The sequence below is a fragment of the Pseudomonas sp. BT76 TE3572 genome (assembly GCF_050435365.1).
Classification (GTDB): Bacteria; Pseudomonadota; Gammaproteobacteria; order Pseudomonadales; family Pseudomonadaceae; genus Aquipseudomonas; species Aquipseudomonas fluorescens_W.
Genome location: NZ_JBNDKE010000001.1, coordinates 370,385 through 389,568, shown reverse-complemented (window position 1 = coordinate 389,568; position 19,184 = coordinate 370,385). Strand labels below are relative to the sequence as shown.

The window sequence follows — 19,184 nt, the reverse complement described above, 5'->3', positions numbered from 1 at the left end:
GTACCTGCCCCAATGAAAGCTCAAGCCCGCCATATTCTGGTGAAAACCTCGGAAGAAGCCGAGCAGCTCAAACAACGCATCGCCAAGGGCGAAGCCTTCGATGTGCTGGCCAAGAAGTATTCCACCTGCCCGTCCGGCAAGCGCGGCGGCGATCTGGGTGAAGTGCGGCCCGGGCAGATGGTCGGGGTGATCGATGCCGTGATCTTCAAAAAACCGTTGCGGGTTGTGCACGGACCGATCAAGAGCAAGTTCGGCTATCACCTGGTGCAGGTGTTTTACCGGGATTGATCGATTGGCCTTTGGGCCTCTGTGGCGAGGGAGCTTGCTCCCGCTGGGCTGCGGAGCGGCCCCAAGTTTTTGTGAGCGCTGCGCACTCAAGCGGGAGCAAGCTCCCTCGCCACAAAATCTGCATTTCAATTTTTTGGGATCAGTGCCCCGGGCACCTGAATCACCCGGCTCGCCAGCCGATGCCCCGCTTCAGCAGCCTCGACCGGGCTGCCTCCTTTCAGGCGACTGGCCAAATACGCCGCGCTGAATGAATCCCCCGCCGCCGTGGTGTCCACGACCCGCTCGACCACCTGCGCCGGCACTTCAAACGACTCGCCATCACAACGAATCAGACACGCCTCGGCGCCGCGCTTGAGTACCACTTCAGGCGTGCCAATCTGTTCGTAAGCCGCAAATACCGCCTCGCAATCGGAAAAATCAAACAGCGCCTGCTCGTCATCGACGGTCAGCAACGCGAGGTCGACATAGGGCAGAACGCTGCGATAGGCCGCCCGTGCGTCTTCGATCGACGCCCACAAACGTGGCCGGTAATTGTTGTCGAACACGATCCGCGCATCCCGCTGCCGGGCTTCGATCAGGGTTTCCAGTAACTTCTCCCGACCTTGCACACCCAGTACCGCCAAGGTGATGCCACTGAAATACAGCACATCGTAATCCGGCAGTGCCGCCAGGATCGGCGCGGCGGCCGGGGTGGTGAAACAATCACGGACTGCCGCCTCGTTGCGCCAGTAAAGAAAACGCCGCTCGCCGGCAGCATCAGTCTGAATGCAATACAAGCCGGGCAATCGGCCGGGCAAGCGCTGGACCATTCCGAGCCCGATGTTTTCGTCGGCCCAGCTCCGGCACATGGCATCGCTGAAACTGTCGTCGCCCAGCGCAGTGACGTAATCCACCGTGCCGCCCTCGCCCAACTCCCGGGACAGGTAGACCGCCGTGTTCAAGGTATCGCCACCGAAACTCTGTTGCAGGCTGCCGTCGGCGCGTTGCTGCAACTCGATCATGCATTCGCCGATCAGGGCGATGCGCGGGGTGTTGGGGCCGAGGGTGCTGATGGTGTTCATTGTTGAATTCTCATGTTGACCCGCTCACGACGGCTGCGCAGCCGGACGTAGCCTGCGGCAACTGCTACACGTGCGTGGCGAACCCGCTTTATGTAGCCGCTGGCGAAGCCTGCGTTCGAGCGCGAAGCGGTCGCAAAACGGCCGGACGCGAATCAAGCCTTAGAAACAGGTTTCCATGGTCTCGATGACATTCAGCTGCTCATCCACCAAGCACCCGATACGCCACTTGTCGAACGTCAGGCACGGGTGCGAAGTGCCGAAGGAAATAATGTCCCCCACCCGTAACTCAACCCCCGGCGCCACGGTCATGAACGCATGCTGGTCCATCACTGCCGTCACCTTGCAGGCGCTGACGTCGTCGCCCGTCGCCGGCACCACGCCCGCCTTGTAACGCAACAGCGGCACCGGCAACCCGGCATCGTAGGCCACGTCGCGTTTACCCAGGGCGATCACCGCAAAGCCCGGTTCCGGCAACGACTGCACGTGAGCCCAGACTTCCAGCGCCGGGCGCAGGCCTTCGTGCAGGTCGCTGCGGCGGTCGAGCACGCAACATTGTGCTTCTTTGTAGATGCCGTGATCGTGGGCCACGTAGCTGCCGGGACGCAGCACGCTGAGGAAACGCCCGCCGGCGTTCTGCGCTTCGAAGGATTCAGCGATCAGGTCATACCAGGCCGAACCCGACGCCGTGATGATCGGCTTGGGAATGGCGAACGCGCCGCTGTCCTGCAATTGCACGGCCAGGCGTACCAACGAATCAGCGAACGCACGGATGCCGCTCACCGCGTGATCGCCGTGAATCACCCCTTCGTAACCTTCGATCCCGGTCAGCGCCAGGGCTGGTTGTGCAGCAATGGCTTTGGCCAGCGCGACCACTTCGTCTTCCGTGCGGCAACCGCAACGACCGCCGACCACGCCGTACTCGATCATCACGTTCAAGCGCACTCCACGCGAGGCGAAATACGCCCCAAGGTCTGCGACGTTGTCCGGGTGATCGACCATGCAATGGAATTCGAAGGCCGGATCGGCCAGCAGATCGGCGATCAGCGCCATGTTTGGCGTACCGACCAATTGGTTGGCCATCAGTACCCGATGCACGCCATGGGCGTAAGCCGCGCGGGTTTGCGTGGCGCTGGCCAGGGTGATGCCCCAGGCACCGGCGTCCAGTTGGCGGCGAAACAGTGCCGGGGTCATGCTGGTTTTGCCGTGGGGGGCGAGCTCGGCACCGCTGTTGCTGACAAAGGTCTGCATCCAGCGAATATTGTGTTCCAGCGCTTCGCGGTGCAGCACCAGCGCAGGCAGGCTGACGTCGCGCACCAGATTGGCGCCTGTGTGGGCAAAGCCCTTTTCCACGGTGGCAGTATTTTTGGCAGAAAACATGGTCGAACTCCTCACATTCGCGGCCGCGGGCAGCCGCGGTTATTCGTTGATGCGACGGGCCAGGCTGTTGGCACTGTCGATCAGCACCCGGCGGTAGTCGTTGTAATTGTTCTTGGCATCGGCCCGTGGGGCGACGATGCACAGGGTCGCAATGGCCACGCCGTTCGGGTCTTTCACCGGGGCGGCGAAGCAATGGGTAAAGGTGTCGGCAACGCTATCGAAAGAGAAGAAGCCGTCGATAGCGGCCTGACGGATTTCACCGAGAAACTGTTCAAGCGGCAGGCGTTCACCGTTGGGCAGGATGAAGTCGTCGTGATCAATCAGGTCGACGATTTCCTGGTCGCTCAAGTGCGCCAGCAGCAGGCGCCCGGAAGCGGTCCAGGGAATCGGCGCGTTCTCGCCGATGTCCGAGGAAATGCGGAAATGCCGCTCACCCTCTTTCATCAAGGCCACGGTGTATTTTCGCCCGTTGAGCAGGCACATCTGCGCGGTTTCGCGGGTCTGGCTGACGATCTCCTGCAAGGCATGATCGGCCTCGCGGGTCAGGTCGAAATGGCGTAAATGCGCCTGCCCGAGGAAATACAGCTGACGGCCGAGGTAGACGTGACCGTCCTTGCCCACGGCCTCCAGAATCCGTCGTTCCAGCAGGGAGGCAACCAACTCGTAGACCGTGGATTTCGGGCTGCCGATGCCGCTGGCGATTTCGTTCGGGCGCAGGGGCTTGCCGACTTCCTTGAGGAAATCGAGGATATCGAACGCCCGGTCCAGACCGCGAGCCCGGCGCTTGATGGTGTCTTCGGTCATGTCAGTGGTTCTCATACAAAGTCGCCGGGATAGTAACTGGCCGGGATGGTGGTGTCAGTCAGGACCACCCCTCACCCCCCGCCCTCCCGAAACGTCGGACCGCCCCAAGGGGTAGAGGGAGCCTGACCGTATCGATGCTTGAATATCTGACTGACATCACAACCCGCATCGATACAAATCAGTCCCCTCGCCCTCCGGGAGAGGGTTAGGGTGAAGGCGCTCCTCAGCTCACCGCAAATCTCAGGCCTTTTTCTTGTACGCGATGCAGTCGATCTCGACCTTGCAATCGACCATCATGTTCGCCTGCACACAGGCCCGGGCCGGGGCGTGCTCGGGTTTGAAGTATTCGGAGAATACCTTGTTGAAACTGGTGAAATCCCTTGGGTCCTCCAGCCACACACCCGCACGCACCACATCTTCCAGGCCATAACCGGCCTCTTCGAGAATCGCGATCAGGTTCTTCATGGTCTGGTGAGTCTGCTCGACGATACCACCGACAATGATTTCGCCATCCATCGCCGGCACCTGCCCGGAAACGTGCAGCCAGCCATCAGCTTCAACGGCGCGGGCGAAAGGGCGAGGCTGACCGCCAGCGGCAGTACTGCCAGTGCCGTAACGAGTAATGCTCATGAGTGTTTCTCCTGATTGAAACGTTAAAGACTTCTTTTGAAAAAATCAGAACCGCGTGTTCTTGAGAAATTCAGCCAGACGCGGTGATTGCGGGCGTTCGAACAGTTCCTTGGGTGGCCCCTGCTCTTCGATCCGCCCCTGATTCATGAAAACGATTTTGTCCGAGACCTCGAAAGCGAAGCGCATTTCGTGGGTCACCAACAGCATGGTCATGCCGTCCTCGGCCAGGCCTTTGATCACGCTCAGCACTTCGCCCACCAGTTCCGGATCAAGGGCCGAAGTGACTTCGTCGAACAGCATCAGGCTCGGGTTCATCGCAATCGCCCGGGCAATCGCCACGCGCTGCTGCTGACCACCGGATAACTGACCGGGAAAGTGATCGCGCCTTTCCAGCAAGCCGACCCGCTCCAGCCATTTTTCTGCCAAGGCCACCGCCTCATCCTTGTGCAGCTTTTTGACCTTGAGCAAACCGAGGGTGACGTTCTGCAACGCCGTGAGGTGCGGAAACAGGTTGAACTGCTGGAACGCCATGCCGGTCATGGCCCGATGCCGGGCGATGACTTTTTCCGGGTGCCGCACGCGCTTGCCGTTGACCTCGTCATAACCGATGGACTCGCCATCGAGCATGATCTGCCCGCCCTGGAACTCTTCGAGCATGTTCACGCAACGCAGCAGCGTGGTCTTGCCCGAACCGCTGGAACCGATCAGCGTCACGACGTTGCCGCGCTGCATAGTCAGGTCGACGCCCTTGAGCACTTCGAGCTGGCCGTACTTTTTGTGCAACCCGCGAATGTCCAGCAGGGGCTGACCGTTTTGAGCATCTTTTGCGTTAGAGAGCGAAGATTGAGTCATGGCAAGGCCACCCGCTTTTCAATGTGCCGGCCGAGTAATTCGATGGCGTAGTTGATGACGAAAAACAGAAATCCGGCGAACAGGTAAAACTCCAGGGTCATGAACGTCCGGGCGATAATCTGCTGCGTACTGAGCAGCAACTCGGCCACACCGATCACCGACAACAGCGTCGAGGCCTTGACGATCTCGGTGGAGGAATTGACCCAGGTCGGCAAGATCTGCCGCAACGCCTGAGGCAACAACACGTAACCGAGCGCTTGATAAAACGTCAGGCCGATGGCCTTGCTCGCTTCCATCTGGCCGCTGGGCAGTGCTTGCAACGCGCCGCGCACAATCTCGGCGACGTGAGAGCCACAAAACAGCGTCAGCCCCAACGCACCGGCCTGAAAGGCACTGATCTGCCAGCCCAGAGCGGGCGCCATATAGAAGCAGGCGAGCACCAAGACAAACACCGGCGTGCCGCGAATGATGTCGACGTAAAACCGAAACGGCGCGCGCATCCAGAACTTGCCGTACGTCAGCACCAGGCCGGCGACGATGCCGACCATCGTGCCCAACAGAATCGCCAGGGCCGAGACCTGCACACTGGTCAAAAAGCCTTGCCACAACACTTCCCGGGCAACCCACAACTCATGCAACCAACTAGGGGATTCGTACATGTGGCCTCCTATCGGCGAATCGCCAGACGCTGCTCGAGGTAACGCAGCATCATGGCAATGAGGTAACAGGCCGCCACATAGAGCGCTGTGGTCACCAGCCAGGTTTCAATCACCCGGTAGCTCTCGACATTGATCTTGCGCGCGTAATAGGTCAGCTCCGGCACGGCAATCGCCGCGGCCAGCGAGGTGTCCTTGAACAGCGAAATGAAGTTGTTCGACAAGGCCGGCAGCACATTGCGCAGCATCACCGGCACCGTAACGTACGCCTTGACCTGCCACTCGCCCAGACCGATCGCCAACCCGGCCTCACGTTGCCCCTTGGGAATGCTCAACAGCCCGCCGCGAAATACTTCAGTCAGATAGGCCCCGGCATACAGCGACAGCGTGATGATGAACGACGGGATCTTGTCCAGACGAATCCCCAGGCTCGGCAACGCGAAGTAGATCAACAGAATCAACACCAGAATCGGCGTATTACGGATCACCGTCACATACACCGACGCCAGCACCCGCAACGCGCGGTGCTTTGACAGCAAAGCAAACGCCATCATCAGGCCGATCACGCAACCGATGGCGATCGACACCAACGCCAGCTCAAGGCCCAGACCGAGCCCCGCCAGCAAGGTGTCGAAATCGCGCCACACAGCGGCAAAATTCAACTGATAGTTCATGGTCAGCAGTACCTTGAACGGGGCGATCGGAACCGCCCCGCTCTCACGGGATCATTTGAATTCGACGGGGAAACCGATGGCTGGCGACGGCAGATCGACCCCGAACCACTGCTTGAACGACGCCGCGTAGGTCGGGAACTCCACGCCAGTCATGCCTTCATGCAAAACGGTGTTGACGAAGTTCAGCCAATCCTGATCGCCGCGTTTGACGGCGCAGGCGTAGGTTTGCGGGCTCCAGGCGTAGGTCGGGCTGCGATAGCGGCCTGGGTTCTGCACCATCAGGTATTTCACCGACGACTGATCGGTGGCCGCGGCGTCGGCACGACCGGAGTTCACCGCCTGATACATCAGGTCCACGCTGTCGTACTGATCGACCTTGGCTTTGGGCAACGCCTGATGCACCAGTTCTTCGGCGTACACGTTCTGCAACACCGCCACGGTCACGCCGTCACCGGCAGCTTTAAGGTCTTCGATTTCCTTGTACTTGCTGTTGGCCGGCAACAGCAGGCCGACACCTTCGCGGTAGTACGGCAGCGTGAACGCCACTTGCTGCGCTCGGCTGGCAGTCACGGTGATGAACTGGCAGCTCATGTCGACCTTGTCGGTCAGCAGGTTGGGAATCCGCGCATCGGACGACTGCACCACGAACTCGACCTTGCTCGGATCGTTGAACAACCCCTTGGCCACCATCCGCGCGATATCGATATCAAACCCCTGCAACTTGCCGTCCGCTCCCTGGAAGTGCCACGGCGCATTGGTACTGCCCGTGCCCACAATCAGTTTCCCGCGGGCCAGCACGCTATCGAGCTTGCTGTCCGCCGCCTGGGCCACACCCATGACAGCAGCCGAAGCCGCGAGAACAAAAACACACGCTTTAAACAAGGAAGGTCGGCGATGCATGGCAAGCACTCCAGGGTGATGTTTATTCCGCTATACCGGATATTGGTATGTAACAACGGAATAGACAGCAGAAAGTGTGCCACAGACGACGAAGAGTGTCTTAGAGGAAATGGAAAATGTTTTGAATCAAGGAGATGTCAGCGACCGGTCAAACCACGTCACCGCACACGGCGGCTGAAAAGCGCTACCGTTGGCTACAGAGATGAGTCGACATGAAACAAAATGACGCGTGTAACAACATCCTGGTACTCAAAGTACAAGGAGAATTTCCCCGCGAAAATTGTCAACGGTGTGGCGATAACGCCACAACGTTGACCGCTATGGCGAAATCGTTTTGTGCCTGAGTAATCAAGAAAATTCGAATGCCAATCAAAGATTCAGCGGGGAGGTTCGTCTCAACCTCAGCCCACCAAAACCAATTTCAAGTTGCGAAATTTTCCACCGTTCTCATTCCCTACCAGCATTAAACTAAAAAAATCGTAGTCACCCTCAGCTACTGTTTTGTCTACGGAAAAATTGAACTCATACGGTGTGAAGTCGGACCCACTCTTTACATCGATTTGCTTGCGCAGACCTGAAAGTTCTAGCGCTAGGTTGGCGTAGCTTGTGGTCACATCTGTAAAAAGACCTTCGAATGAAAAATGGTACTTGCCAAGTTTCAGCTCCAAATTTTGTCCGACGTTAGCGCCACCCTTCACGTGACAGTAACCATCACGAAATTCGGCCCAGGCGGGGGTAGAGGGAGGCAGGTGGATCTGCCAGTATTTCTCGCCTTGTGTGAACTCACTATCGACTATCAGATTATCTTTACTTCCAACTAAATTTTTACCGGTCATGGTGTAACTCCTGTCAGTGTGAAAAAGTCCCTCCCTGTGCTCCATAAAGTGCATGGCACCGTATGAAAACAGTCCGGCTATTCAGCGCGGGGCCAAAAATAATCACAACTGTCAAACTTGACAGGTCTGTCAACTAACCGACCAACGGCACGATCTGTTTCAGACGCTCCTACGCTGACCAAATAGACCTGTAATTTTTGACAGTAGACCTATCCTCCCCTCTCCTTTACCGTCAGCAGACACTTGGTGCCCTGTGAAAAAGGAGATTTCAATGAGCTCAACAAACGCGCGCAAAGCACTGGCCCCGGTCTACCGCAAAGCCCTGAAAACCTGGCGTCCGGTCATCCTCTACTTCGGCAGTCAGCACTGCCCCGCCTGCGAAACAGCCGGGCCGATTTTTCGTCAGATCGGCGAGCGATATCGCCATCACGCGAACATCTACATGCTCAATACCAGCGAATCACCCCGCCACCCGAACGTCACCGGCACTCCGACCGTGTTGTTTTACAAGGATGGGAAGCTGCTGAAGAAGCTCAAGGGAATCGGCACTGAGCAAACCCTGCAGGAAGACTTCGCCAGGCACATTGGCAAGGTGAAACCGACAACGACGAAGCGTAAACCGGCTCACGATCTGGCGTGGTTGCGTCAGACCCTGCGAATGTTGCGCACTGTGCCTCGCGCAACTCGGCAGTTGAATCGGCGGGTGTGCTGTTAGATTGCTTTCGCGCTTAGCGATTTTTGACCTGCTCGATATACCTGGCGACCGCCGCAGACTTCTCGAACCGACGATAAATCAACGACAACCACGAACTCGCCTCGCACCCTTTGATTGCCCGGTACAACACACCGGGCAAACCCACATGCCCGACCACTGATTCAGGCACGACTGCAACGCCCTGCCCCAACGACACCAATGCAATGACCGCCACCAGCCCACCCGGTTGCGCCCCCAGTTTCGGCGCAAATCCACCCTCGGCGGCGACTTGCAGGGTGCCGCTGATTTGCTCCGGCAGGATGAACGTCTCGTTCTGCAAATGTTCCGGACCAATCTCTGGCAATCGGCACAGCCAGGACTCGGCCGACACCGCCAGCACAAAACCTTCTGCATCCAGGCGAATGGCATCCAGGCCTTCCGGCAAGGTCATGGGTGAGCGGACATAGCCAATATCGAAACGCCCCTCGACCACCATCATCGGCAATGACGCCATGGGACTTTCCCGTACGTTGAGGCTGACGTCAGGACACTCGCGGCTGAAGGCTTGCACTTGTTTCTGCAGCAAGCCCGAATACACCGCCGAAGCCACGTAACCCAGTTCGATATGGCCAATATCCCCGCGCCCGGCACGCTGGGCGTTGTACTGAGCGTATTCGAATTGCCGCACTGTCGCCTCCGCTTCGATCAGCAGCGCGGCGCCGGCCTCGGTCAGGCTGACTTCACGTGTCTGGCGCACGAACAATCGCGTGCCGAGTTCGTTCTCCATGTCCTGGATCTGTCGAGTCAAGGTCGGCGGGGCGATACCGAGTTGTTCGGCGGCGCGGGTGAAGTTGCCTTGCCGGGCAACGGCCAGAAAATAGCGGAAATGCCGAATATCCATCGTTGCGTTAGCTCAAAGGTAATGAAGTGACAAGGCGTACCTAACAAGGAAAGTAGCAGCCGGCGATAAGCTGCACAGACTTTTACAGTAGAGAAACGCTGCCATGCCCGTCAAACCCAAGGTAAGTCCGCGACTGACGTTACTCACAGCCTCAGGCGTTTGCTCGCTGATCGTTCTCGACACCAACATTGTCGCCGTCACCCTGCCCACGATCGCCCGCGACCTGGGTGCTAACTTTGCCGACATCGAATGGGTCGTCAGCGCTTACATGCTGGCCTTCGCCGCTCTTTTGTTGCCGGCTGGCAGCATTGCCGACCGCTTCGGCCGGCAAAAAACCTTGCTCTGTGGGCTGGGCATTTTCATCCTTGCGTCCATCGGTTGCGGTGCCGCGCCCAATGCGCTGTTCCTCGACATCGCCCGGGCGATCAAGGGTGTCGGCGCGGCCTTGCTGCTGACCTCGGCCCTCGCCTCCATCGGCCACACCTTTCACGATGAAGTGGAACGGGCCAAGGCCTGGGCGTTCTGGGGCGCGTGCATGGGGGTGGCGATGACCGCCGCGCCGACGGTCGGCGGGCTGATCACCGAATACATGGGCTGGCGCTGGATTTTCTACCTTAACCTGCCCGTCGGAGTGTTCCTGATGGTGATGGTCTGGCGCGCCGTGCCGGAGTCCCGCGACACTCAGTCCGCACGCCTCGATCCCTGGGGCAGCCTGGCGTTCAGTGCGAGTTTGTTGTGCCTGATCTGGGGCCTGATCGAGGCGAACCGGATCGGCTGGAGCAACCCGCTGACCTACGCTCGGCTGATCGGAGGCGCCTTGTTGCTGGGGCTGTTCGTAGTGATTGAACGGCTGCAGCGGCGGCCAATGGTTGACCTGCAACTGTTCAAGCATCCCGCGTTTCATCGGCGCGCTATTGGGCATGTTTGCCTACGCCGGTTGCGCCCAAGTGATGATGACCCTGCTGCCGTTCTACCTGCAAAACGGCCTGGGTTTCTCGGCCATCGCTTCAGGGCTGGGGATGTTGCCGTTTGCCCTGACCATGCTGATTTGCCCGCGCATCGGCGTACGTCTGGCGAATCGATTTGCCCCCGCCACATTGATGGCCGCCAGTTTGACCCTGGTCGGCAGCGGCAACCTGCTCAGCGCCTGGGCGGTCAGCAGCGGCGGTTACCTGCCCTTCGCCCTGGCGATTGCCGTGACGGGCGCCGGTGCCGGGCTGCTAAACGGCGATACGCAAAAGAACATCATGGCCTGCGTGCCACGGGAGCGCACTGGCATGGCCTCAGGCATGAGCACCACCATGCGCTTCAGCGCCATCGTGCTGGCCATCGGCGTGTTCGGCGCGTTGCTGTCCAGTCATACCGAGCTGTTGTTGCGCACCAGTCTGTCGGAACATGGCACGCAATGGCTCGATCAAACACAGAGCATTGCTTCACGGGTGGTGGCCGGCGACATGACGGCGGCGATGGGCCTGCTGCCAGAAACCGCGCGCACCGTGGTCGAGCCGTTGGCCCGGCAAGCCTTCGTCGGTGGTTTCAGCCTGCTGCTTTGGGTTGCAGGTTTGCTGGCATTACTGGGTGCGCTGGTGGTGGGCACGCTGATGCGCAATCCGATCCCTGCCCCCTCGACTGCAGCACTCGGCGCTAAGGCTTGAACCTCGCCAATACCCGCTGGGCATTCGCTTCGCAGCCCATGCCTTCGTGCCGGTGATGGCCGCAGGCGGGATTCGACGCCTGGCGATCGTCGAACAGGTGCTCGACAGTGGCATCGCCATGGCCGGCATCGGCACGGCGCTGGCGATTGAACCTCAACTGGTCAAACGCTGGCGCGAAGGCCAGAACAGTCACCCGCAACTGCCGCCGATTCTCTGGAAGCGCAAACCCCTGGCAGCACTGGCGAGCATGGCCGTGGTGAAATTCCAGCTCAATCGCCTGAGCCGCGGGCGCAAGACCCATCCTGACGTTTCGGCGTTATGGGCATTGATCCTCGACCGCGTGTACATCGCCCGGCGGACTCGCCAGTACCGGCAGGCGATGAACAGGTCATAGCGCTTATCGCCCCGAGAAGCGCATTCTCGACAGCATCCGCAAATCCCCCGCGCGATAGTAATCATCAGTCCAGCTGTCATCCGTCGCCAATGGCTGGACCTGCTTGAGCGCAAGCTTCTTGGCGAAATAGCGAAAGCGGTAATGCTCGTAGAACCGCAGCAGCTCCAGACCATAACGGTCTGCCAGATCGGTATCACCGCGAATGATCAGGTAGTTCTCGTCATTGCCATTGCTGGCCGCGGCACTGAGGTTGTGGCTACCGCTGATGATCGTCGGCGCATCGCTGGTGAAATCCGTCACGACGGCTTTGGTGTGCACCAGCAGGTTGCCCTTCTGACCCTTCATGTTCTCTCGCAGCCACCCTTCCAGCCCGGTGTTGAGCAGCGCGGTGGCGGCGAATTCGGCGGTGCGGTCGGCGTGAAAACCGGTGATACGGCTGGCGGTGTTTTGCAGGCCGTAACGCAAAATATCGTCGTGGGGCTGGCCGAGTAAACCGTTCAGGATGTCGTCGGGCAAGGCGAACGCGGTGACGAACAGCACGTCCTTTTTCGCGGCGTTGATGATTTCGACAAACTCATCCAGATCCCCTCCGCCCGAGCGTGGAGAGAACCCGGCGAACGTCGGTTGCAGCGGATCCATCGGGTTGTTTTGGGTGATCCAGTTTCGGCTGGCGCCGACATCCGCCGGGTTTGCCCAGACCTGCTCGAAGGTGTGCAGATAGCTGGCGCTGACGCGTGTGTCGTCCAGCACATGCACCACGTTGGCCTGGCGGTAAACGCCGTTGGGCGTGAAATTGGTGCTGCCGCACAGCACCGCTTCGGGTTGATGCTGCCCCGCCGCGTCGAGCCGGCTCAGCACCATGAATTTGTTGTGGAAGATATTGTGGGTGACCCGCCCGCGCTTGTTCTCTGCCGGGATTTTTTCCAGGCTGGTTTCGTTCATGGTGGTGTCTTCATCACCCGGTTGAGCGTGATACAGGACTCGAACGTTGACCCCACGCTCGAACGCGGCATTGACCGCATCGACAATGGCCTGCAATTCATACTCGTAGATAGCAATGTCCAGCGCCCATTGGCCATCCACCGCACGCTCGATAAACCCTAGCAAACGCCCGAGCAAACCGTTTTCCAGCCATTGCCGCGGGGCATCCGGCCAGGCTTCGATGGGCAGGTTCTTGTTGGCGCTGATCAGCGCGTCGAGTTCGGGAAACTTGCGCTGGAACGCCTGGCTGGCAGCCACTGCGCGATTGAAGATCACGCTTTGGTGATTCGGCTGACCATTGTCGGAGGTGACCGTCACTTCCAGGAATTCACCCAGTTGCGGCGCATCAACGCTGCCGTAGGCCAGGTGGATTCGGTAATGGATCGTCATCCCCGGATTGACCGCGTAATCGGCCCAGCGAAATTTCTGCAACGGTGCGATATCGCTGGGGGTCGCATGAAACTGGGGAAACGTATGCACCTTGCCGGGGAAAGTCAGGCTGTTGAACAGGAACAGCCAGGGCTTGGGGCCTTGCTGTTTTTCGATGGCGAAACCCAAGAGGCCTTTGCGGCGGGGTTCGGCCAGGTCCATGGCCAACAGCACGCCATTGGTACCGGCGTAGGCCTTGACGCGAAAATCATCCTGATGGTTGGCGGCTAGAACGCGCATGGTTCACTCCTGTGAAAGACTGCTGCGACCTCTACATGTCATCGATATGCCGGTACTCGGCCTGCAAGTCGGCAGCCAGGATTTTAGACCGTCCAAGCCGAATCGGCCCGCGTTCGATGTCGATCAGCAGACCCGGACAATCAAGCGCCGGCAACATCGACCAGTCCTTCAATCGGCCATCGGTCACCAGCAACAAGCGCTGATGTTCCGCCGGAAAACGTTTTTGTCGTGCCGCCAGCCAGCGCCCTGCCTCACCCAGCGCCGCCAGTAACGGCGTACCACCGCCAGCTCCCAGCCCATCAAGCCAGTTGCGCAAACCCGCGGAGGCTTTCAACCCTTGCACCTGCCACTTCGGCACATGACCACTGGCAGTCAGCAACGCCAGACGCGCACGTTGGCGATAGGCATCGTCGAACAGTTGCGCGAGCAAGCCCTTGGCATCGCTCAACGCCTGATGGCGACGAGTCGAAGCCGAAGCGTCGACGATCACCAGCCACAGTTCGTGGGGCGAACGGGTGCGCAGGTGAAACAAGACATCATCACGCTGACGCGGGCGGCCGTTCAGCAAGGTGCCCGGCCAGTTGATCGAGCCGCTGCGCGCCGCGTGACGTTTACCCTGCTTGCCATTGTCCAGCCGTCCGGCGCGGGGTCTGGCATTCGCCCCCGCGTCAGATCGAGGGCGAATGCCTAGGGCTTTTTTGGCCAGCTCGGCACGTCACGTCGTGCGCCGACCGGGAGCGCCTGAGCGGGCATTTCCCCCCATTGGCCCTGGCCTTCGCTTGGGGTGGAATGCTGGGTGGAAGGCGGCTGGCTTTGTTGCCGTGTCGGAGGCGACTGCTCGCGGCGACGATGGCGCAAGGCAAATTCGGCGACGGCGTCGATATCTTCCTCGGCGATGCTGCTCGCCCCACGCCACGCCGCGTGGGCACGCGCCGCGCGCAACCAGACCAGGTCGGCCCGCAAGCCATCGACACCGGCGGCAAAGCAGCGCTCGGTAATCTGCGCCAGTGCATGATCGTCGAGCGGGATGCTTGCCAGCGCGCTGCGCGCCTTCTGGCAACGTTCGCGCAGAGACTGCTGTTGGCTTTCCCATTCGGCGCAGAAGCTGTGGGGATCGCTGTCAAAATCCAGCCGTCGGCGGATGATCTGGCCGCGCTCAGTCGGTGCTGTATGGCCACTGAGGGCGACGTTCAGGCCAAAGCGGTCGAGCAGTTGCGGACGCAGCTCACCCTCTTCCGGGTTCATGGTGCCGATCAGCACGAACTTCGCCGAATGCCGATGGGAAATGCCGTCGCGTTCGATCAGGTTGGTGCCGCTGGCGGCCACATCCAGCAGCAGGTCCACCAGGTGATCGGGCAATAAATTGACCTCATCCACGTAGAGCACGCCGCCGTCAGCCTTGGCCAGTACACCGGGGGAAAACTGTGCGCGACCCTCGCTGAGGGCGGCGTCCAGGTCGAGGGTGCCGACCAGCCGTTCTTCGGTGGCGCCGAGCGGCAAGGTGACGAATTGGCCGCTGGCCAGTAGATCCGCCAGGCCTCGGGCCAGGGTCGATTTGGCCATGCCGCGCGGGCCTTCGATCAGCACGCCGCCAATTTTCGGGTCGATGGCGGTCAGGTAGAGGGCGAGTTTGAGATCGTCGGCGCCGACCACGGCGGAAAGCGGGAAATGGGGGGTGTCGGTCATGGTTTGTCTGGGTCCGTGGTCGTTGATTTGGTGGTGGGGTGTCAGGGGGATCGCCCCCTCACCCTAACCCTCTCCCCAGAGGGTAGAGGGGACTGATCGGGTTGTTTAAACGAAATTCTGCGACCTGGGCCTTCAGGTTGAACTCAAGTTTTGGAAACGATGTAGATCAGCCCCCTCTCCCCTCTGGGGAGAGGGGTGGATTTCAGGCCGTAAAAAATACCGAAACAACCACTACCCCTCCTCCTCAATATCCAGCAACAAATTCTCCAGCGCCTCGCGATACTCGCCCGGCTCCTTCCACATCCCCCGCTGCTGCGCCTCCAGCATTCGCTCAGTCATGTCGCGCAACGCATGCGGATTATGTTCGCGGACAAAGTCCCGGGTCGCCGGATCCAGCAAGTACGCATCTGCCAGCAACGCATACTGGTGATCGTCGATCAGCTGCGTTGTAGCGTCGAAAGCAAACAGGTTATCGACCGTCGCCGCCAGTTCAAACGCGCCCTTATAGCCGTGGCGCTTCACGCCGTCGATCCACTTCGGATTGGCTGCCCGGGAGCGAATCACCCGGTTCAGCTCTTCCTTCAACGTGCGGATCTTCGGCAAGTCCGGCTGGCTGTGGTCGCCATGGTAACTGGCCGCCGCTTCACCACTGAGGCTTTCCACCGCCGCGAGCATGCCGCCCTGGAATTGGTAGTAGTCGTTGGAATCGAGCAAGTCGTGTTCACGGTTGTCCTGGTTTTGCAGCACGGCTTGCACCTGGCTCAGGCGCTGAGCGAACTGTTCTCGCGCCGCGGTGCCTTCGTCAGAGCCGCCGTAAGCGTAGCCGCCCCAGTTCAGATAAACCTCGGCCAGGTCGTCGCGGCTTTGCCACAGACGACCATCGATGGCGCCCTGCACGCCCGCGCCGTAAGCACCGGGCTTGGCGCCAAAGATGCGCCAACCGGCCTGACGCTTCGCCGCGTCTTCATCCAGCCCCGATTGCATCAACGCTTCGCGCTCGGCACGCACCTTGGCGGCCAAGGGGTTGAGGTCGTCCGGTTCGTCGAGGGCGGCGACCGCTTGCACGGCGGCGTCGAACAGGCGGATCAGATTGGCAAAGGCATCGCGGAAGAATCCGGAGACGCGCAACGTCACATCCACCCGCGGACGGTCCAGCAGACTCAGCGGCAGAATTTCGAAGTCGTCGACCCGCTGACTGCCCGTCGCCCAGACCGGGCGCACGCCCATCAGCGCCATGGCCTGGGCGATGTCGTCGCCACCGGTGCGCATGGTCGCGGTGCCCCACACCGACAGGCCGAGCTGACGCAGGTGATCGCCGTGGTCTTGCAGGTGTCGTTCAAGAATCAGGTTGGCCGACTGGAAACCGATGCGCCACGCGGTGGTGGTCGGGAGGTTACGCACGTCCACCGAATAGAAGTTGCGCCCGGTCGGCAGCACATCGAGCCGACCGCGACTCGGCGCACCGCTGGGGCCGGCCGGCACGAAGCGGCCGTTCAGGGCGTCGAGCAGACCGCGCATTTCCGCCGGGCCGCAGGCGTCCAGCCTAGGCGCGACGACTTCGCGCAGGCTGTCGATGATGGCGCTGACCTCATCCCAACTCGCCTCCTGTGGGAGCAGGCCTTTGTGGCGAGGGAGCTTGCTCCCGCTGGACTGCGCAGCAGTCCCATCTTTTGGGTCCGCTTCGCGAACCAACGGGAGCAAGCTCCCTCGCCACAAAGGCTCGTTTCCAAAGGGTTCGGCGTTGGTATTCAGGGTTTGCGTGATGAGTTGCGCGGCGAACAGCTCCAGACGCTCGCGGGTATCGCCCGCCGTGCGCCAGACTTCATCACTGAGGGATTGCAGTTCAATCGGCTGCGGTCCGGTCCAAGGTTCGGCCAGCGCACAATTTAGCGGATCGAAGCCCAACGTGAACGCCTTGGCCAAGGCTCGCAGCAGACTCGATTGCGCACCACGCCCATCGCCACGCGGAATGCGCAACAACGCCAGCAAGGTATCGATGCGCAAGCGCCCGGTCGGCGACTCGCCAAACACATGCAGGCCGTCGCGAATCTGCGACTCTTTCAAGTCGCACAAATAGGTGTCCAGACGCGGCAGCCAGATCGCCGCATCGGCATCGCTGTCGAGTTTTTCGTCCAGCTGCAGTTCGCGGTCGATGTGCGTCTCGCGCACCAGTTGCAGAATGTCGCGCTGCAATTCCCGGGCACGGCGCGGATCGAGCAATTGCGCTTCGTAATACTCGTCGGCGAGTAATTCGAGGTTGCGTAACGGGCCGTACGTTTCGCCGCGGGTCAGCGGCGGCATCAGGTGATCGATGATCACCGCCTGCGTACGGCGCTTGGCCTGGGCGCCCTCGCCCGGATCGTTGACGATAAAGGGATAGATGTTCGGCAGCGGACCGAGTAGCGCATCCGGCCAGCAATGCTCCGACAGCCCGACGCCTTTGCCCGGCAGCCATTCGAGGTTGCCGTGCTTGCCGACGTGGATCACGCCGTGGGCGCCGTAGGTGTTGCGCAACCAGAAATAGAACGCCAGATAACCGTGAGGCGGCACCAGGTCCGGGTCGTGATACACCGCACTCGGGTCCACCTGATAACCCCGCGCCGGTTGGATGCCGACGAAGGTCAGGCCAAAGCGCAGCCCGGCGATCATCATTCGCCCGCCACGGCACATCGGATCGATTTGCGGCGCGCCCCAACGTTCCAGCACGGCTTGGCGATTGGACTCGGGCAAGGCGTTGAACATCAGCAGGTAGTCGTCCATCGACAGACTTTGCTGACACGGACGCTGGTCGAGGGTGTCGAGGTGATTGCTGACGCCGCCGAGCAATTGCTGGATCAACGCGGTGCCCGTGTCGGGCAATTCGGCGGGCAGCGGATAACCTTCTTTATGCAGCGCACGCAGGATGTTCAGCGCCGCGGCCGGCGTGTCGAGGCCGACACCATTGCCGATGCGACCGTCGCGGGTCGGATAATTGGCGAGGATCAAGGCGATGCGTTTTTCAGCATTGGGCACTCGCGCCAGATCAATCCAGCGCCGCGCCAGTTCGGCGACAAAATCCATGCGTTCCGGTTGTGGTCGATAGCAGACCACATCGGATTGGCTGCGTTCGCTGCGCCAGGCCAGGTCTTTGAAGCTGATCGGTCGGCTGATGATCCGCCCGTCCAGTTCCGGCAGCGCAATGTGCATTGCCAGATCACGTGGACCGAGGCCCTGTTCGCTGGCGCGCCAACCGGGCTCGTTATCCTGGGCGCAGATCGCCTGGATCACCGGGATGTTGCGGCGAAACGGTCGCAAGTGCGGCGCTTCAGGGCTGGATTGCGCGAAACCGGTGGTGTTGAGAATCACGCCGGCCTCGACTTCGTCCAACAGGTCCTCGACCACCGTCAGGCAGCCGGGCTCTTTCAAACTGGCCAGGGCAATTGGCAACGGGTTCAACCCTGCCGCCTGCAAACGCTGGCAGAAAACATCGATGAAGCCAGTGTTGGCCGCTTGCAAATGCGAGCGGTAGAACAGCACCGCCGCGACCGGTTGATCGGCCTGCCAATCGGCTTGCCAATCCTTCAGTTCAGCGGGGCTTTTGTGCGGGTGGTAAATCGCCGTGCGCGGCAGGGTTTGCGGCTCGGCCCAGGCGTAGTCGCGGTCCAGCCAACGATTGGCGAGGCAGCGGAAAAAATCCAGGGCATTGCTCATGCCGCCCTGACGCAGAAACTGCCAGAGGCGGTCGCGGTCTTCCGCGCCCACCGTGCTTAGGTCGCTGAGTTCCGGGTCCGGGCGGTCATCGCCGGGCACCAGAATTAGCTGCACGCCGCGCTCCGACAGTTGCACCAGTTGCTCGACGCCGTAACGCCAATAGGCGATGCCGCCGTGCAGCGAAATCAGAATCACCTTGGCGTGGCGCAGCACTTCGTCGACATACAGGTCGACCGACGCGTGATTCTGCACCTGCATCGGGTTGGCCAGGCGCACGCTCGGGTAATCGTCGGGCAACTGCTGTGCAGCTTCGGCGAGCAGCGCGAGGCTGGAGTCGCCGCTGCACAGGATCACCAGCTCGGCGGGGGTTTGTCCAAGGTCGGCAATGTTGTCATCCGACACGAAACCGCCGGGCTGGGTCCTGAGCAGGTGCATG

16 protein-coding genes and 2 pseudogenes are annotated in these 19,184 nt (G+C 60.6%); 4 read left to right on the top strand and 14 right to left on the bottom strand.

The genetic code is table 11. The annotated features are described in order from the left end of the window. Window positions 1–12 precede the first annotated feature (12 nt). The gene (locus ABH912_RS01805; RefSeq protein ID WP_007898282.1) at window positions 13–288 is read left to right on the top strand and encodes a peptidylprolyl isomerase; all 276 of its coding nucleotides are present in this window, start codon (window positions 13–15) and stop codon (window positions 286–288) included. 125 nt (window positions 289–413) lie between these two features. Here ABH912_RS01805 and ABH912_RS01800 read toward each other — a convergent pair whose 3' ends face one another. From ABH912_RS01800 to ABH912_RS01760, 9 genes are all read right to left on the bottom strand, one after another. Next, window positions 414–1,349 (bottom strand): sugar kinase, encoded by a 936-nt coding sequence (locus tag ABH912_RS01800; RefSeq protein WP_429509403.1) that lies wholly within the window; start codon window positions 1,347–1,349, stop codon window positions 414–416. 159 nt (window positions 1,350–1,508) lie between these two features. Further along, window positions 1,509–2,726 (bottom strand): amino acid deaminase, encoded by a 1,218-nt coding sequence (locus ABH912_RS01795; RefSeq protein WP_429509402.1) that lies wholly within the window; start codon window positions 2,724–2,726, stop codon window positions 1,509–1,511. A gap of 39 nt (window positions 2,727–2,765) precedes the next feature. Further along, complete coding sequence (locus ABH912_RS01790; RefSeq protein WP_033061664.1) at window positions 2,766–3,530, bottom strand: IclR family transcriptional regulator; 765 nt, start codon at window positions 3,528–3,530, stop codon at window positions 2,766–2,768. Between the two features lie 240 nt (window positions 3,531–3,770). Beyond that, complete coding sequence (locus ABH912_RS01785) at window positions 3,771–4,160, bottom strand: RidA family protein (protein ID WP_033061663.1); 390 nt, start codon at window positions 4,158–4,160, stop codon at window positions 3,771–3,773. 45 nt (window positions 4,161–4,205) lie between these two features. After that, a complete protein-coding gene (locus ABH912_RS01780) occupies window positions 4,206–5,012 on the bottom strand; it encodes an amino acid ABC transporter ATP-binding protein (protein WP_033061662.1) in 807 nt (268 codons plus the stop codon). Continuing rightward, a complete protein-coding gene (locus ABH912_RS01775) occupies window positions 5,009–5,671 on the bottom strand; it encodes an amino acid ABC transporter permease (RefSeq protein ID WP_008033040.1) in 663 nt (220 codons plus the stop codon). Before ABH912_RS01775 ends, ABH912_RS01780 begins: the two co-directional genes overlap by 4 nt. 8 nt (window positions 5,672–5,679) lie before the next feature. Further along, the gene (locus ABH912_RS01770; RefSeq protein ID WP_008015908.1) at window positions 5,680–6,342 is read right to left on the bottom strand and encodes an amino acid ABC transporter permease; all 663 of its coding nucleotides are present in this window, start codon (window positions 6,340–6,342) and stop codon (window positions 5,680–5,682) included. A 51-nt stretch (window positions 6,343–6,393) separates the two neighbouring features. Continuing rightward, window positions 6,394–7,242 (bottom strand): transporter substrate-binding domain-containing protein, encoded by an 849-nt coding sequence (locus ABH912_RS01765; RefSeq protein WP_033061661.1) that lies wholly within the window; start codon window positions 7,240–7,242, stop codon window positions 6,394–6,396. A gap of 401 nt (window positions 7,243–7,643) precedes the next feature. Then, complete coding sequence (locus tag ABH912_RS01760) at window positions 7,644–8,078, bottom strand: hypothetical protein (RefSeq protein ID WP_429509401.1); 435 nt, start codon at window positions 8,076–8,078, stop codon at window positions 7,644–7,646. Window positions 8,079–8,349: 271 nt separating this feature from the next. Between ABH912_RS01760 and ABH912_RS01755 the strand changes: the two genes are divergently transcribed. Beyond that, entirely contained in the window at window positions 8,350–8,793 is a 444-nt protein-coding gene (locus ABH912_RS01755; RefSeq protein ID WP_429509400.1) for a thioredoxin family protein, read from the top strand. Between the two features lie 13 nt (window positions 8,794–8,806). Here the strand turns inward: ABH912_RS01755 and ABH912_RS01750 are convergent, their stop codons facing one another. Beyond that, a complete protein-coding gene (locus ABH912_RS01750) occupies window positions 8,807–9,673 on the bottom strand; it encodes a LysR family transcriptional regulator (RefSeq protein ID WP_429509399.1) in 867 nt (288 codons plus the stop codon). A 103-nt stretch (window positions 9,674–9,776) separates the two neighbouring features. Here ABH912_RS01750 and ABH912_RS01745 point away from each other — a divergent pair. Both ABH912_RS01745 and ABH912_RS01740 read left to right on the top strand, forming a co-directional pair. Further along, window positions 9,777–11,328, top strand: a pseudogene (locus ABH912_RS01745) (MFS transporter). 31 nt (window positions 11,329–11,359) lie between these two features. After that, window positions 11,360–11,722: pseudogene (locus tag ABH912_RS01740) on the top strand (HisA/HisF-related TIM barrel protein); the annotation flags it as partial. Between the two features lie 3 nt (window positions 11,723–11,725). On the opposite strand, the gene ABH912_RS01735 reads toward ABH912_RS01740, so the two are convergent. The 4 genes from ABH912_RS01735 to cobN form a co-directional block, all read right to left on the bottom strand. After that, window positions 11,726–13,372 carry a phospholipase D-like domain-containing protein gene (locus ABH912_RS01735; RefSeq protein WP_429509398.1) on the bottom strand — a complete coding sequence of 549 codons (1,647 nt, stop codon included), beginning with the start codon at window positions 13,370–13,372 and terminating at the stop codon, window positions 11,726–11,728. A 31-nt stretch (window positions 13,373–13,403) separates the two neighbouring features. Further along, window positions 13,404–13,940: a vWA domain-containing protein gene (locus ABH912_RS01730; RefSeq protein WP_429509397.1), complete on the bottom strand. Its 537-nt coding sequence runs from the start codon at window positions 13,938–13,940 to the stop codon at window positions 13,404–13,406. 119 nt (window positions 13,941–14,059) lie between these two features. After that, complete coding sequence (locus ABH912_RS01725) at window positions 14,060–15,058, bottom strand: ATP-binding protein (protein ID WP_429509396.1); 999 nt, start codon at window positions 15,056–15,058, stop codon at window positions 14,060–14,062. Window positions 15,059–15,289: 231 nt separating this feature from the next. Then, window positions 15,290–19,183 carry a cobaltochelatase subunit CobN gene (gene cobN / locus ABH912_RS01720; protein WP_429509395.1) on the bottom strand — a complete coding sequence of 1,298 codons (3,894 nt, stop codon included), beginning with the start codon at window positions 19,181–19,183 and terminating at the stop codon, window positions 15,290–15,292. Window position 19,184: the final 1 nt, after the last annotated feature.

Coding starts and splice junctions, on each gene's coding strand:
- ABH912_RS01805 (WP_007898282.1), top strand. CDS start 13: ATGAAAGCTCAAGCCCGCCATATTCTGGTGAAAACCTCGGAAGAAGCC.
- ABH912_RS01800 (WP_429509403.1), bottom strand. CDS start 1,349: ATGAACACCATCAGCACCCTCGGCCCCAACACCCCGCGCATCGCCCTG.
- ABH912_RS01795 (WP_429509402.1), bottom strand. CDS start 2,726: ATGTTTTCTGCCAAAAATACTGCCACCGTGGAAAAGGGCTTTGCCCAC.
- ABH912_RS01790 (WP_033061664.1), bottom strand. CDS start 3,530: ATGACCGAAGACACCATCAAGCGCCGGGCTCGCGGTCTGGACCGGGCG.
- ABH912_RS01785 (WP_033061663.1), bottom strand. CDS start 4,160: ATGAGCATTACTCGTTACGGCACTGGCAGTACTGCCGCTGGCGGTCAG.
- ABH912_RS01780 (WP_033061662.1), bottom strand. CDS start 5,012: ATGACTCAATCTTCGCTCTCTAACGCAAAAGATGCTCAAAACGGTCAG.
- ABH912_RS01775 (WP_008033040.1), bottom strand. CDS start 5,671: ATGTACGAATCCCCTAGTTGGTTGCATGAGTTGTGGGTTGCCCGGGAA.
- ABH912_RS01770 (WP_008015908.1), bottom strand. CDS start 6,342: ATGAACTATCAGTTGAATTTTGCCGCTGTGTGGCGCGATTTCGACACC.
- ABH912_RS01765 (WP_033061661.1), bottom strand. CDS start 7,242: ATGCATCGCCGACCTTCCTTGTTTAAAGCGTGTGTTTTTGTTCTCGCG.
- ABH912_RS01760 (WP_429509401.1), bottom strand. CDS start 8,078: ATGACCGGTAAAAATTTAGTTGGAAGTAAAGATAATCTGATAGTCGAT.
- ABH912_RS01755 (WP_429509400.1), top strand. CDS start 8,350: ATGAGCTCAACAAACGCGCGCAAAGCACTGGCCCCGGTCTACCGCAAA.
- ABH912_RS01750 (WP_429509399.1), bottom strand. CDS start 9,673: ATGGATATTCGGCATTTCCGCTATTTTCTGGCCGTTGCCCGGCAAGGC.
- ABH912_RS01735 (WP_429509398.1), bottom strand. CDS start 13,372: ATGCGCGTTCTAGCCGCCAACCATCAGGATGATTTTCGCGTCAAGGCC.
- ABH912_RS01725 (WP_429509396.1), bottom strand. CDS start 15,058: ATGACCGACACCCCCCATTTCCCGCTTTCCGCCGTGGTCGGCGCCGAC.
- cobN (WP_429509395.1), bottom strand. CDS start 19,183: ATGCACCTGCTCAGGACCCAGCCCGGCGGTTTCGTGTCGGATGACAAC.